Genomic DNA, 15000 nt, shown 5'->3' on the forward strand with positions numbered 1-15000 from the left:
ATGGATATAGTTTCTTTATGGGACAAAACCCTACAATTAATAAAAGGTGACTTAACTTCAGTAAGTTTTAATACCTTTTTTAAAAACATCGTACCATTAAAAATACATCTTAATGACTTAATACTATTGGCTCCTAGTGATTTTAATAAAGATATCTTAGAAAACAGATATTTACATTTAATTGAAGATGCCATAAGTCAACTGTCACTAAAAAAATATAATATTAAATTTGTATTGAGTGAAAAAGAGGTTGCTGACCTAAATTCTGACAGTACAGATTTAAATTATAGAGTACTTTACCCTAACCTAAATCCAAAATACACATTTGATACGTTCGTTATTGGTAATAGCAATAGATTTGCTCATGCTGCATGTGTTGCAGTTGCTGAATCTCCTGCTAAGGCTTACAATCCACTTTTTTTGTATGGAGGAGTTGGACTAGGTAAAACTCACTTGATGCACGCTATAGGACATCACATTGTTAGTCAAAAAAAAGACTCAAAAGTTGTTTATGTTTCTTCAGAAAAATTTACTAATGAACTTATAAACTCTATAAAAGACGATAAAAATGAAGAATTTAGAAATAAGTACAGAAATGTAGATGTATTATTAATTGATGATATTCAATTTATAGCAGGAAAAGAAAGAACTCAAGAGGAGTTCTTCCATACGTTTAATACTCTTCATGAGGCAAATAAACAAATAATTATATCTAGTGATAGACCACCAAAAGACATACCTACACTAGAAGATAGACTAAGATCGAGATTCGAAATGGGACTTATAACTGATATTCAAGCGCCAGACTTTGAAACAAGAATTGCTATACTTAGAAAAAAAGCTCAATTGGAACGTATAGATGTGCCAAATGAAGTTATGTCATATATAGCAAAAAATATCAAGTCAAATATAAGAGAACTAGAAGGTGCCTTAACTAGGGTAGTTGCTTATTCTTCTCTTAGTAATAGAGTTATATCTTTTGATCTTGCTACAGAAGCTTTGAAAGATATTATAACAACATCTAAAAATGAAGAAATAAATGTTCTTAGAATAAAAGAAAAAGTATCTTCTGTATTTAATATAAAAATGGAAGACTTTAATTCTAAAAAAAGAACACGCTCAATAGCTTATCCTAGACAAATAGCTATGTATTTAACGCGCGAACTTACTGATTTATCCCTTCCTAAAATAGGAGAAGAGTTTGGGGGTAGAGACCATACAACAGTAATTCATGCTCATGATAAGGTATCTAAAGATATAGAAGAAAGCGAAGAAATTAAGACTAAAATAGACAAAATCATATCAGATTTAAAGGGATAATTTATACACATTTGTCTGTTTATATCTATTGGATAACTTGTTAATATCTTTTTTGAATAAAAATTATTAACAAATAATTAAGTCTCTAATAACAAAGATATTAACATCTTATACACATGTTGATATCTTTGTATTTATAACGTTATATGTACTTATTAACATTATCAACAACACCTACTACTATTACTACTATGATTTTAACTTATTTTTTTATATAAAAGACCAAAGGAGGTTATCCACATTGAAAATAATTTGTAATCAAAAAATCCTAGCAAATAGAATTGGGATTGCTCAAAAAGCTATTAATGGAAAAACAACTATAGAACTCTTAAAAGGTATACTTATATCTACAGAAGAAGGTCAATTAAAACTTACTGGATATGATGCTGAGATAGGAATAGAAACTTACGTACAAGCTGAAATTATAGAAAAAGGTGATGTTGTTGTAGATGCAAGATTATTTGGAGATATAATTAGAAAGCTACCAGATTCTTTTGTTGAAATAGAAACAGATTTAGAAAATAATATTTACATAAATTGTGTAAATTCAAGATTCAAAATTAAAGGATATCCAGCTAAAGAATTTCCTAAATTACCAGAACTAAACGAAGAAGATTTATATAGCATACCTCAAGAAATTCTAAAAAACATGATTAAACAAACCGTATTTGCTATTTCACAGGACCAAACAAAACCTATTTTAATGGGAGAACTTTTAGAAATTGTGGATAGAAATTTGAATTTAGTAGCTATTGATGGATATAGATTGGCTGTAAAAAGTTGTTCAGTGGATAGTTTAACTGAAAATATAAAAGTCATAATTCCAGGAAAGACACTTATAGATGTAAATAGCTTACTTTCTGGAGAAGATAATGTTAAGGTTGGATTTAATGAAAAAAATGCTATTTTTATAATTAATGATACAAAAATTATTACAAGATTGCTTGAAGGAGATTTTATTGATTATAAAAAATTATTACCAAGAGAACATAATAGTAGAGTCAAGTTAAATACTAAAGAACTTTTAAATAGTATAGAAAGAGCATCTTTATTATCTCAATCAGAAAAAAATAATCTTATAAAATTATCTATAAGAGATAAAGTAATGGCGATTACTTCTAATACAGAAAAAGGAAATGTATATGAAGAAGTTGAAATAGATTTAGATGGAGATTATTTAGATATAGCTTTCAATTCTAGATACTTTATTGAAGGTTTAAAAAATATAGATAATGAGGAAATATTTATAGAATTTACTACAAATGTAAATCCTTGCATAATTAAACCAACAGATGATGTTAATTATATTTATTTACTACTTCCAGTAAGAATATCATCAAATATATAGCAGACATGAAGGAGTTGTCTTTTGTAGAAAAATTTTTCTAATATTAGACAACTCCTTTTATAAGTACATTTATGGTATAATATACTTTTAGTGTATCAATAGGATTTACTTAAAATAGTGACAAGGAGGAACTATTATGACTGAAATAACTATAGAATCAGAATATATAAAGTTGGATCAATTTCTTAAATTAGCAGAGATTGCATCAACAGGAGGTCATGCAAAATTTTTAATTCAAGAAGGTTTAGTGACAGTAAATGATGAAATAGAACTAAGAAGAGGAAAAAAGATAAAATCAGGAGATATAGTTGAAATAGAAGGAACTAAAATAAAAGTATTGTAAAAAAGGAGAACTTTTTGTGAAACTTAAAAGTTTGCAACTTGTTAATTTTAGAAATTATGAAAAGTTGCATCTGGAATTTAATGGAAAAGTGAATCTTCTTGTTGGGAAAAATGGTCAAGGAAAGACAAATATAGTAGAATCTATTTATATGCTCTCTTTTGGAAAATCATTCAGAACCAATAAAGATAAAGAAATGGTTAGATTTAATAGTGAAAATTTATATATTGGAGGAAGTTTTTCAAAATATAATAAATATAGTCTAATAGAGCTAATTATTGGAAAAGATAAAAAGGGGATACGAATAAATAAAGTCCCTTTACAAAAAATACAGGAATTACTTGGCAACTTAAATGTTGTCATATTTTCTCCTGAAGATTTGAGACTGGTTAAAGAAGGACCTAAAGAGAGAAGGACATTTATAGATAAAGAAATTAGTCAGATTATGCCTAAATATTATAAATATCTTACCAATTACAATAAAACACTTTCTCAAAGAAGTAGAGTGCTTAAAAGTATGCGCATTGATGAGGCTTTGTTAGATGTATATGATGATACATTGGCAAAGTATGGAAGTTATATTTATATTTTGCGTAGGGATTTTATAAAAAAAATAGCCAATATATCTGAAAATATGCATATGAATTTGACTAATGGAATTGAAAAATTGTCAATTAGATATAAGAATCAAATAAATATAACTGATGAAGATACTATAGAGACAGTATATAATAAATTTTTAGCCAAGTTGTCATCGAATAGACCTAATGATATAGAATCTAAGACTACCAGATATGGTATACACAAAGATGACTTAAATATATTCATAAATGATTTAGATGCAAGACTTTTTGGTTCACAAGGTCAACAAAGGACAGCTTCAATATCATTAAAGCTATCAGAAATAGAGTTAATAAAAAATGAAGTTGAAGAATATCCAATATTAATTTTAGATGATGTTTTTAGTGAGTTAGATGAAGCACGACAAAAACTTTTAGTAAACAATTTAAGCAATGTTCAAATGTTTATAACAAGTGCTGAGGTTTCACATAAAAAGATATTTGATGAAAAGGATGTTACAATATTTAATATTGAAAATGGCAATGTTATTAGCATAGAGAATGGAGGAAATTAAATGAAACAAGAATACGGTGCAAGTCAGATACAAGTATTAGAGGGATTAGAAGCCGTTAGAAAAAGACCAGGTATGTATATTGGTAGTACAAGCCCTAGAGGTTTACATCACTTAGTTTATGAAGTTGTAGATAATAGTATAGATGAGGCTTTACAAGGATATTGTTCAGACATATATGTATCTATTAATGAAGATGGCAGTGTTTTAGTAAAGGATAATGGAAGAGGTATACCTGTTGAAATACATCCTAAGACTGGTAAATCGACTTTAGAAACAGTATTAACTAATCTTCATGCAGGAGGAAAGTTTGGAGGCGGAGGATACAAAGTATCTGGAGGTCTTCATGGAGTTGGTGTTTCTGTAGTTAATGCATTGTCAAAATGGATGTTAGCAGAGGTTTATTTAAATGGAAAAGTATACAAACAGACATATGAGAAAGGATTACCAACATCTAAACTTGAAGTAGTTGGAGAATCACAAGATAAAGGAACAATGATTCAGTTCATGCCAGATGAGACGATATTTGATGAAATAGAATTCAAATATGAAACATTGGAGTATAGACTTAGAGAACTTTCTTTTTTGAATAAAGGGATAAAAATAGTATTTGAAGACAAAAGGGAAGGCCAAGAAAAAAGAAAAGAATTTCACTATACAGGCGGTTTGGTAGAATATATTAAGTATTTAAATAAATCTAGAACTGGTATACATGATGACATAGTTTATATAGATAAAAAAGTTGATGATTGTTTTGTCGAACTAGCTATGCAATATACGGATGGTTATACAGAGAACATATATTCTTTTGCAAATAATATAAATACACATGAAGGTGGTTCTCATTTAAGTGGATTTAAAGCAGCTCTTACTAAAACTGTAAATGATTACGCTAAGAGAAATAAATTTTTAAAAGAAAATGATGTTAACCTACTTGGTGAAGATATAAGAGAAGGTCTTACAGCAGTAGTATCAGTTAAATTACCAGAACCTCAATTTGAGGGCCAAACTAAAACAAAACTAGGTAATAGTTTTATGAGAGGTCTAGTTGATAGTGTAACAGTTGATGAACTTGGATCCTTCCTAGAAGAAAACCCAACAACAGCTAGAATAATAGTTGATAAAGCTTTAAGAGCACAAAGAGCTAGAGAAGCTGCAAAAAAAGCAAGAGAGTTAACAAGAAGAAAAAGCGTACTAGAAAGTACATCTTTACCAGGAAAACTTGCAGATTGTGCAGAAAAAGACCCTGCTAAAAGTGAAATATTCTTAGTCGAAGGAGATTCAGCAGGAGGTTCGGCTAAGCAAGGTAGAGATAGAAACAGTCAAGCCATACTTCCATTAAGAGGTAAAATACTTAATGTTGAAAAATCAAGACTAGATAGAATATTATCTTCAGATGAAATAAAAAATATGATAACAGCTTATGGTTGTGGTATTGGAGAAGATTTTGATATAGATAAGGCTAGATATCATAAAATTATAATTATGACCGATGCTGATGTAGATGGAGCCCATATAAGAACTTTATTATTAACATTCTTCTTTAGATATATGAGACCTCTTATAGATGAGGGATATGTTTATGCAGCACAACCACCTTTATATAAAGTTACAAAGCAAAAAAAGGAACATTATGTTTATTCAGATAAAGAACTAAATGTATTGTTAGAGGAAATTGGAAGAAATGGTGCGGAGCTTCAAAGGTATAAAGGTCTTGGAGAGATGAATGCAGAGCAATTATGGGATACAACTATGAATCCTGATACAAGAACTTTATTACAAGTAACAGTAGAAGATGCCGCAATTGCAGATGAAGTATTTTCAATGCTTATGGGTGATAAGGTTGCTCCAAGAAAAGAATTTATAGAAGAAAATGCAAGATTTGTTAGAAACTTAGATATATAGAGAGAGGGGATTAGTATACATGGAAGAAAATAACAAAATACTCCCTATTGAAATAGCGGAAGAAATGAAAAAGTCATATATTGATTATTCTATGAGTGTTATAGCTGGACGTGCTCTTCCTGATGTTAGAGATGGCTTAAAGCCAGTTCATAGAAGAATATTGTACTCAATGAGTGAATTAAATTTAACTCCAGATAAACCTTACAGAAAATCAGCTCGTATTGTTGGGGACGTTTTAGGTAAGTACCATCCTCATGGAGATACTGCTGTTTATTATGCAATGGTAAGAATGGCTCAAGACTTTTCAACTAGAGCACTTTTAGTAGATGGTCATGGTAACTTTGGTTCTGTTGATGGAGATTCACCAGCAGCTATGCGTTATACAGAAGCAAAAATGAGTAAATTATCATTAGAGTTATTGAGAGATATTGAAAAAGAAACTGTAGATTTTAAACCAAACTTTGATGAATCGTTAAAAGAGCCTTCAGTATTACCAGCAAGATATCCTAATTTATTAGTAAATGGCTCTAATGGTATAGCTGTTGGTATGGCAACTTCAATACCTCCACATAATTTAGCTGAGGTAATTGATGCAACTATATATTTAATTGATAATCCAGAGTGCAGTGTGGATGATTTAATAAAATTTGTGCAAGGTCCAGATTTCCCTACAGCTGCGATTATAATGGGGAAAGAGAGTATAGCAGAAGCATATAGAACTGGAAGAGGTAAAGTTAAAGTTAGGTCTAGAGCTTTTATAGAAGAGCTTCCAAAGGGAAAACAACAAATAATAGTTACAGAAATACCTTATCAAGTAAATAAAGCTAAATTAGTTGAGAGAATAGCTGAGTTAGTTAAAGAAAAGAGAATAGAAGGTATATCAGATTTAAGAGACGAAAGTAATAGAAATGGTATGAGAATTGTTATAGAATTAAAGAGAGATGCTAATGCTAATATAGTATTAAATAATCTGTATAAACATTCTCAAATGGAAGATACTTTTAGTATAATAATGCTTGCGCTTGTAGATGGACAGCCAAGAGTTTTAAATCTTAAGCAAATATTATATCATTATATTAAACATCAAGAAGATGTTGTTACAAGAAGAACTAAATTTGAATTAAATAAAGCTGAAGCAAGAGCACATATTTTAGAAGGATTAAAAATTGCTTTAGATAATATAGATGCAGTTATAAGTTTGATAAGAGCTTCAAAAACAGGTCAAGAGGCTAAACAAGGTTTAATAGAAAAATTCAATTTAACTGAAATTCAAGCTCAAGCTATATTAGATATGAGACTTCAAAGACTTACAGGTTTAGAAAGAGATAAGATAGATGCTGAATATGAAGAGTTAATTAAGAAGATAAATAGATTAAAAGAAATTTTAGCTGATGAGAGATTGCTTTTAAATGTAATAAAAGACGAGATTACAATAATAAAAGAAAATTATTCTGATGAGAGAAGAACTGAGATAAGACATGCTGAAGGCGAAATAGATATGAGAGACCTTATAAGTGATGAAGAAATAGCAATAACTCTTACTCACTTTGGATATATAAAGAGACTTCCGTCAGATACTTATAAGAGCCAAAAAAGAGGTGGAAGAGGCATTTCAGCACTTACAACTAGAGAAGAAGATTTTGTAAGACACTTAATAACTACAACTACTCATAGTAGATTGTTATTCTTCACAAATAAAGGTAGAGTATTTAAACTAAATGCATATGAAATACCTGAAGGTAAAAGACAAGCTAAAGGTACTGCTATAGTGAATTTACTTCAATTATCAGCAGATGAAAAAATTGCTACATTGATACCTATAGATGGAAATGATGAAAATGAATATTTACTACTTACAACAAAAAAAGGTATTGTTAAAAAGACTAAGAGAGAAGAGTTTAGAAATATAAATAAATCTGGTCTTATTGCTATAGGTTTAAGAGATGATGATGAACTTATTGGAGTAGAACTTACAGATGGAAAACAAGAAGTACTTTTAGTCACTAAAGATGGTATGTCTATAAGATTTGATGAAAATGATATAAGATATATGGGTAGAACAGCAATGGGGGTAAAAGGTATAACTTTAAGTAAAGATGATTTTGTTGTGTCTATGAACCTTTGTAGTAAGGGTACAGATGTATTAGTTGTAAGTAAAAATGGCTTTGGAAAAAGAACAAATATAGAAGAATATAGAAGCCAGATAAGAGCTGGTAAAGGAATTAAAACTTATAATATCTCTGAAAAGACTGGCACAATTGTAGGTGCAGATATGGTCAATGAAGATGATGAGATAATGATTATAAATTCTGATGGAGTTCTTATTAGAATAAGAGTTAATGAGATATCACTATTTGGAAGAGTTACAAGTGGTGTTAAATTAATGAAAACTAATGATGAAGTCAATGTAGTTTCGATTGCCAAAATAAATATTGAAGAAGAATAGGATAAATATCCTATTCTTTTTGTATAATGTACTTAGATAAAAATTTAAAATTGAAAGGAGTAGTTGTTATGTGCAATAAAAGAAGTTGTAAAAAAGGTGGATTTTTATTAATAGGAGCTATTTTAGGTTTTGTATTTGGTCTGTTTTTTGCACCCAAAAAAGGTTCTGAATTAAGAAAAGAAACAAAAGATAAGTTTAATGATGTGAAAGAAAATCCAAAAGAAGTTCTACATGAAACATTTAATGATGTCAAAGAGAGAATAATAAATTTAGTAGACGATGATAATAATGAAGAAGATATAAAGATTTCTGAAGAAGATATAGTAATAAGTAAAAGCTTTGATGACGAGGGAGATGTTAACTAATGAATGCATGGGGGTGGCAGATTGGAGCAGTGTTAGTAGGAAGCTCTGCTCTTATAGTAGCAATTTATTTAGCTAAAACTCTAAATAGTCTAAATAAGGTTGTTGAAAAGGCTTATAAAATTGTAGATTATAATGAAAGACACATACAGGATATTGTTGAGAATGCGTCATCAATATCAAAGGGAATAGATGATATAGTTTATGTAATTAACAAAATAATGAGTATAGGAAATATATTTAAAATTATTAAGAGGAAATAGGAGGTTTTTACATGTCTATGAATATAGATTCAAATTTAGATTCTCAAAATAAATTTTGGAATGTTTGTCTTGATGGAGAGCTTGATGTTTCTACAGCAGATAAACTAAAGGAACATTTGCATAACTTGATAGAAAAAAATATGTTAGACGTAAAAATTAATCTTAAAGATTTAGATTATATAGATTCAACAGGCTTAGGAGCTATGATAGGTGTATTAAAAAAATTAAAAATAAATGAAAAAGAGATATACATAGTAAATCCTAAGAGTAATGTCAGAAAGATTTTTACTATAACAGGTCTAGATAAAATATTTAAAGTGGAGGGATAGACTTTGGCTTGTGAGACTATAAAGATGGAAATTACTACAAATCCGGATTATGTTAGTATAATAAGATTAACAGCGTCTGGAATTGCTAATAAGATGGGATTTCCAATAGATGATATAGAAGATATAAAGGTAGCAGTATCAGAAGCGTGTACAAATGCAATAAAGCACAGTAAGGATGATGTGTTTAATATAGTATTTAATATTTTAGATAATGCAATTAATATAGAAATTCAGGATAATGGAAAAGGATATGATGTTAGCTCAATAAGTACACCAGATTTAGAGAATCCAAAAGAGAGTGGTCTTGGATTGTTTATAATTAGAACTTTAATGGATGATGTAGATATTGAATCAGAGTACAATCAAGGAACAAAAATAAAAATGACTAAATATTTAGGAGTTGATATTTAATGAAAAATGTAGCTAATGCTACACATTACCTAAATATGGATACAAAAGAGCTATTTAATTTATATAATAAAAATAAAAATGTAGATATTAGGAATATTCTTATTGAAAGGCATCTGTATTTAGCAAGACTGTTAGCTAAGAAGTATATAAATAAAGGTGTTGATTTTGAAGATATATATCAAGTTGCTTCATTAGCATTAATTTATGCTATTGATAGATATGATGTTGAAAAAGGATTTGAATTCTCCAGTTTCGCGACACCAACTATAGTAGGAGAAATAAAAAAATATTTTAGAGATAAAGTATGGACACTTAGAGTACCAAGAAGAATACAGGAATTAAGTAAAAAGATAAGTGATGCAAAGATTAAACTAGAACAAGAAAATAAAAAGCATCCAAAAGTAAAAGATATAGCTGATTATATAGGAGTTAGTGAAGAAGATGTTCTAGAGGCTATGGAAGCTTCCTATGGGTATCAACCTATGTCTTTAGATTCATCAAGCAATGATGATTCAGAAGATAAAGATATAACTCTTATTGATAAGATAGGAAAAGAAGAAGGTAATTTTGGAAGTATAGAGTATGAAGATTTTATTAATAAGTTTGTTAAAACTTTGAATGAATTGGAAGTGAAAATATTTAAAGATAGGTTTTTCTTTGATAAAACACAATCTAGTATAGCTAAGGAGTTAGAGATATCTCAGATGACTGTTTCTAGACTGGAGAAAAAGGTAGTAGAAAAGCTAAAAAAAGAATATGAAAAGAATTTATAAAAAAATATAAAAAAAGTATTGACCTACTGTTTTAAAGATGGTATAGTATTACTTGTCCTTGAAAAAAGGAAAAAGAAATAAACACGAACATTGAAAATTAAACAGTAGGTTAATTTATATTAAGAAACAAACCATAAAGCCAGATATTTTGATAACAATAGTATCTGAGCCTGATAAACTTTTATTTGAGAGTTTGATCCTGGCTCAGGATGAACGCTGGCGGCGTGCCTAACACATGCAAGTTGAGCGATTTACTTCGGTAAAGAGCGGCGGACGGGTGAGTAACGCGTGGGTAACCTACCCTGTACACACGGATAACATACCGAAAGGTATGCTAATACGGGATAACATATTTGAGAGGCATCTCTTAAATATCAAAGGTGAGCCAGTACAGGATGGACCCGCGTCTGATTAGCTAGTTGGTAAGGTAACGGCTTACCAAGGCGACGATCAGTAGCCGACCTGAGAGGGTGATCGGCCACATTGGAACTGAGACACGGTCCAAACTCCTACGGGAGGCAGCAGTGGGGAATATTGCACAATGGGCGAAAGCCTGATGCAGCAACGCCGCGTGAGTGATGAAGGCCTTCGGGTCGTAAAACTCTGTCCTCAAGGAAGATAATGACGGTACTTGAGGAGGAAGCCCCGGCTAACTACGTGCCAGCAGCCGCGGTAATACGTAGGGGGCTAGCGTTATCCGGATTTACTGGGCGTAAAGGGTGCGTAGGCGGTCTTTCAAGTCAGGAGTGAAAGGCTACGGCTCAACCGTAGTAAGCTCTTGAAACTGGGAGACTTGAGTGCAGGAGAGGAGAGTGGAATTCCTAGTGTAGCGGTGAAATGCGTAGATATTAGGAGGAACACCAGTTGCGAAGGCGGCTCTCTGGACTGTAACTGACGCTGAGGCACGAAAGCGTGGGGAGCAAACAGGATTAGATACCCTGGTAGTCCACGCTGTAAACGATGAGTACTAGGTGTCGGGGGTTACCCCCCTCGGTGCCGCAGCTAACGCATTAAGTACTCCGCCTGGGAAGTACGCTCGCAAGAGTGAAACTCAAAGGAATTGACGGGGACCCGCACAAGTAGCGGAGCATGTGGTTTAATTCGAAGCAACGCGAAGAACCTTACCTAAGCTTGACATCCCAATGACATCTCCTTAATCGGAGAGTTCCCTTCGGGGACATTGGTGACAGGTGGTGCATGGTTGTCGTCAGCTCGTGTCGTGAGATGTTGGGTTAAGTCCCGCAACGAGCGCAACCCTTGTCTTTAGTTGCCATCATTAAGTTGGGCACTCTAGAGAGACTGCCAGGGATAACCTGGAGGAAGGTGGGGATGACGTCAAATCATCATGCCCCTTATGCTTAGGGCTACACACGTGCTACAATGGGTAGTACAGAGGGTTGCCAAGCCGTAAGGTGGAGCTAATCCCTTAAAGCTACTCTCAGTTCGGATTGTAGGCTGAAACTCGCCTACATGAAGCTGGAGTTACTAGTAATCGCAGATCAGAATGCTGCGGTGAATGCGTTCCCGGGTCTTGTACACACCGCCCGTCACACCACGGGAGTTGGAGACGCCCGAAGCCGATTATCTAACCTTTTGGAAGAAGTCGTCGAAGGTGGAATCAATAACTGGGGTGAAGTCGTAACAAGGTAGCCGTATCGGAAGGTGCGGCTGGATCACCTCCTTTCTAAGGAGAATTGCCTACTGTTTAATTTTGAGGGTTCGTTTTTACGAATACTCAAAATTAGCACTTGAATCAACTAGATAAACTAAACCAATGTGAAGTTTGTTTGTTGAAGATGTGCGTTAGCACCTTAAAAACTGCATATATATTTAGTGATATGACATCTAATTTGTAATATATAAAGCTGATAACTTTTTAAAATTATCAAGTTGATAGACTTTAATCTATCAAACCTTTTTAACTGGTCAAGTTATTAAGGGTGCAGGGCGGATGCCTTGGCACTAGGAGCCGATGAAGGACGCGATAAGCTGCGATAAGCTTCGGGGAGTTGCACGTAAACTTTGATCCGAAGATTTCCGAATGAGGAAACTCACTTAGAGTAATGTCTAAGTATCATTAAGTGAATTCATAGCTTAATGAGGGGAACTCAGGGAACTGAAACATCTAAGTACCTGAAGGAAGAGAAAGAAATTCGATTCCGTAAGTAGCGGCGAGCGAACGCGGAAGAGCCCAAACCAATAAAGTTTTCTTTATTGGGGTTGCGGACATATCATAACGAAGAGGTATCGTAATTGAAGAGGTTTGGAAAGACCCACCACAGAAGGTAATAGTCCTGTATGTTAAACGAGAAGACTTTAGATATGATCCAGAGTACCACGGGACACGTGAAACCCTGTGGGAAGCAGGAGGGACCACCCTCCAAGGCTAAATACTACCTAGTGACCGATAGCGTATAGTACCGTGAGGGAAAGGTGAAAAGAACCCCGGGAGGGGAGTGAAATAGAACCTGAAACCCTGCACTTACAAGCTGTGGAAGCACATTTCTTGTGTGACCGCGTACTTTTTGTAGAACGGGCCAACGAGTTACGTTAAGTAGCAAGGTTAAGCACTTAAGGTGTGGAGCCGTAGCGAAAGCGAGTTTTAACTGAGCGTTCAGTTACTTGACGTAGACCCGAAACCGGGCGACCTACCCATGAGCAGGATGAAGCGAAAGTAAAATTTCGTGGAGGTCCGAACCCACGAGCGTTGAAAAGCTCGGGGATGACTTGTGGGTAGCGGTGAAATTCCAATCGAGCCCGGAGATAGCTGGTTCTCCCCGAAATAGCTTTAGGGCTAGCCTCAAGGTGAGAGATACGGAGGTAGAGCACTGAATGTCCTAGGGGGTATTGCACCTACCGAAGACTATCAAACTCCGAATGCCGTCATCTTATACTTGGGAGTCAGACTGTGGGTGATAAGATTCATAGTCGAAAGGGCAACAGCCCAGATCGTCAGCTAAGGTCCCTAAATGTAAGTTAAGTGGTAAAGGATGTGGGATTGCACAGACAACCAGGATGTTGGCTTAGAAGCAGCCACTCATTCAAAGAGTGCGTAATAGCTCACTGGTCGAGTGATCCTGCGCCGAAGATTTCCGGGGCTAAAACTTACTACCGAAGCTACGGCATCATTATGATGGGTAGGGGAGCTTCCCATACGGGTTGAAGCATGACCGTAAGGACATGTGGACAGTATGGGAGTGAGAATGTTGGCATGAGTAGCGAGATGTGGGTGAGAATCCCACAGGCCGTAAACCCAAGGTTTCCAGGGGAAGGTTCGTCCGCCCTGGGTTAGTCGGGACCTAAGCTGAGGCCGAAAGGCGTAGGTGATGGACAACAGGTTGATATTCCTGTACTACCGATAACCGTTTGAGAGATGGGATGACACAGTAGGATAAGCTAAGCACACTGTTGGTTATGTGTGCCCAAGCATTGAGGCAGTCAGAGTAGGTAAATCCGCTTTGATAATGCTGGGATGTGATGGGGAGCGAAATTTAGTAGCGAAGTAGCTGATTTCACACTGTCAAGAAAAGTCTCTATCGAGGTTAAAGGTACCCGTACCGCAAACCGACACAGGTGGGTGAGGAGAGTATCCTAAGGCCCGCGAGAGAACTGTTGTTAAGGAACTCGGCAAAATGACCCCGTAACTTAGGGATAAGGGGTGCCACCATCCGGTGGCCGCAGAGAATAGGCCCAAGCGACTGTTTACCAAAAACATAGGTTTCTGCTAAGTCGCAAGACGATGTATAGGAGCTGACGCCTGCCCGGTGCTGGAAGGTTAAGGGGATCTGTTAGAGTAATCGAAGCAGTGAACTTAAGCCCCAGTAAACGGCGGCCGTAACTATAACGGTCCTAAGGTAGCGAAATTCCTTGTCGGGTAAGTTCCGACCCGCACGAAAGGCGTAACGATTTGGGCACTGTCTCAACAACAGACTCGGTGAAATTGTAATTCCGGTGAAGATGCCGGATACCTGCGACAGGACGGAAAGACCCCATGGAGCTTTACTGTAGCTTGACATTGGGTCTTGGTACTACATGTACAGGATAGGTGGGAGGCTTTGAAACCAGGACGCCAGTTTTGGCGGAGCCATCCTTGGGATACCACCCTTGTAGTACTGGGACTCTAACCATAGGCCATGAATCTGGTCTTGGGACACTGTCAGGTGGGCAGTTTGACTGGGGCGGTCGCCTCCCAAAAGGTAACGGAGGCGCTCAAAGGTTCTCTCAGTACGGTCGGAAATCGTACGTAGAGTGTAAAGGCAAAAGAGAGCTTGATTGCAAGACATACAGGTCGAGCAAGGATGAAAATCGGACTTAGTGATCCGGTGGTTCTGCGTGGAAGGGCCATCGCTCAACGGATAAAAGCTACCCTGG

General features: G+C 34.6%; 11 protein-coding genes and 2 rRNA genes (1 of these 13 only partly in view). All 13 read left to right on the forward strand.

All coding sequences use genetic code 11. The annotated features are described in order from the left end of the window. A complete protein-coding gene (gene dnaA / locus ACTG47_RS00005; protein WP_207716274.1) occupies positions 1 to 1320 on the forward strand; it encodes a chromosomal replication initiator protein DnaA in 1320 nt (439 codons plus the stop codon). Positions 1321 to 1561: 241 nt separating this feature from the next. Then, on the forward strand, positions 1562 to 2668 hold the full coding sequence (gene dnaN / locus ACTG47_RS00010) for a DNA polymerase III subunit beta (RefSeq protein ID WP_169469358.1): 1107 nt from the start codon (positions 1562 to 1564) through the stop codon (positions 2666 to 2668). Between the two features lie 136 nt (positions 2669 to 2804). Next, entirely contained in the window at positions 2805 to 3011 is a 207-nt protein-coding gene (yaaA, locus tag ACTG47_RS00015; protein WP_003420479.1) for a S4 domain-containing protein YaaA, read from the forward strand. Between the two features lie 16 nt (positions 3012 to 3027). Next, a complete protein-coding gene (gene recF, locus ACTG47_RS00020; RefSeq protein ID WP_169469360.1) occupies positions 3028 to 4143 on the forward strand; it encodes a DNA replication/repair protein RecF in 1116 nt (371 codons plus the stop codon). Further along, positions 4144 to 6045 (forward strand): DNA topoisomerase (ATP-hydrolyzing) subunit B, encoded by a 1902-nt coding sequence (gene gyrB / locus ACTG47_RS00025; RefSeq protein WP_169469363.1) that lies wholly within the window; start codon positions 4144 to 4146, stop codon positions 6043 to 6045. 19 nt (positions 6046 to 6064) lie between these two features. Next, a complete protein-coding gene (gyrA, locus tag ACTG47_RS00030) occupies positions 6065 to 8491 on the forward strand; it encodes a DNA gyrase subunit A (protein WP_169469365.1) in 2427 nt (808 codons plus the stop codon). A 68-nt stretch (positions 8492 to 8559) separates the two neighbouring features. Then, positions 8560 to 8856 carry a YtxH domain-containing protein gene (locus ACTG47_RS00035; RefSeq protein ID WP_169469367.1) on the forward strand — a complete coding sequence of 99 codons (297 nt, stop codon included), beginning with the start codon at positions 8560 to 8562 and terminating at the stop codon, positions 8854 to 8856. After that, positions 8856 to 9116, forward strand: a complete 261-nt coding sequence (locus tag ACTG47_RS00040; protein ID WP_021386594.1) for a hypothetical protein — start codon at positions 8856 to 8858, stop codon at positions 9114 to 9116. Before ACTG47_RS00035 ends, ACTG47_RS00040 begins: the two co-directional genes overlap by 1 nt. Before the next feature lie 11 nt (positions 9117 to 9127). Continuing rightward, complete coding sequence (locus ACTG47_RS00045; RefSeq protein ID WP_054268631.1) at positions 9128 to 9445, forward strand: STAS domain-containing protein; 318 nt, start codon at positions 9128 to 9130, stop codon at positions 9443 to 9445. A 3-nt stretch (positions 9446 to 9448) separates the two neighbouring features. After that, a complete protein-coding gene (locus ACTG47_RS00050) occupies positions 9449 to 9856 on the forward strand; it encodes an ATP-binding protein (protein WP_054275544.1) in 408 nt (135 codons plus the stop codon). Beyond that, positions 9856 to 10629, forward strand: coding sequence for a SigB/SigF/SigG family RNA polymerase sigma factor (locus ACTG47_RS00055; RefSeq protein ID WP_479925752.1), 774 nt, complete (start codon positions 9856 to 9858; stop codon positions 10627 to 10629). The genes ACTG47_RS00050 and ACTG47_RS00055 overlap by 1 nt, the downstream gene beginning before the upstream one ends. A gap of 181 nt (positions 10630 to 10810) precedes the next feature. Continuing rightward, positions 10811 to 12313, forward strand: a 16S ribosomal RNA gene (locus tag ACTG47_RS00060). Between the two features lie 240 nt (positions 12314 to 12553). Then, positions 12554 to 15000, forward strand: a 23S ribosomal RNA gene (locus ACTG47_RS00065); it runs 450 nt beyond the window's last position. The 16S and 23S rRNA genes sit together here, the layout of an rRNA operon.

The organism is Clostridioides sp. LIBA-6622 (genome assembly GCF_056716095.1).

Bases quoted from the DNA above. Each gene is read 5' to 3' on its own strand.
- gyrB (WP_169469363.1), top strand. From the start codon at position 4,144: ATGAAACAAGAATACGGTGCAAGTCAGATACAAGTATTAGAGGGATTA.
- ACTG47_RS00055 (WP_479925752.1), top strand. From the start codon at position 9,856: ATGAAAAATGTAGCTAATGCTACACATTACCTAAATATGGATACAAAA.
- ACTG47_RS00040 (WP_021386594.1), top strand. From the start codon at position 8,856: ATGAATGCATGGGGGTGGCAGATTGGAGCAGTGTTAGTAGGAAGCTCT.
- gyrA (WP_169469365.1), top strand. From the start codon at position 6,065: ATGGAAGAAAATAACAAAATACTCCCTATTGAAATAGCGGAAGAAATG.
- ACTG47_RS00045 (WP_054268631.1), top strand. From the start codon at position 9,128: ATGTCTATGAATATAGATTCAAATTTAGATTCTCAAAATAAATTTTGG.
- yaaA (WP_003420479.1), top strand. From the start codon at position 2,805: ATGACTGAAATAACTATAGAATCAGAATATATAAAGTTGGATCAATTT.
- ACTG47_RS00035 (WP_169469367.1), top strand. From the start codon at position 8,560: ATGTGCAATAAAAGAAGTTGTAAAAAAGGTGGATTTTTATTAATAGGA.
- dnaA (WP_207716274.1), top strand. From the start codon at position 1: ATGGATATAGTTTCTTTATGGGACAAAACCCTACAATTAATAAAAGGT.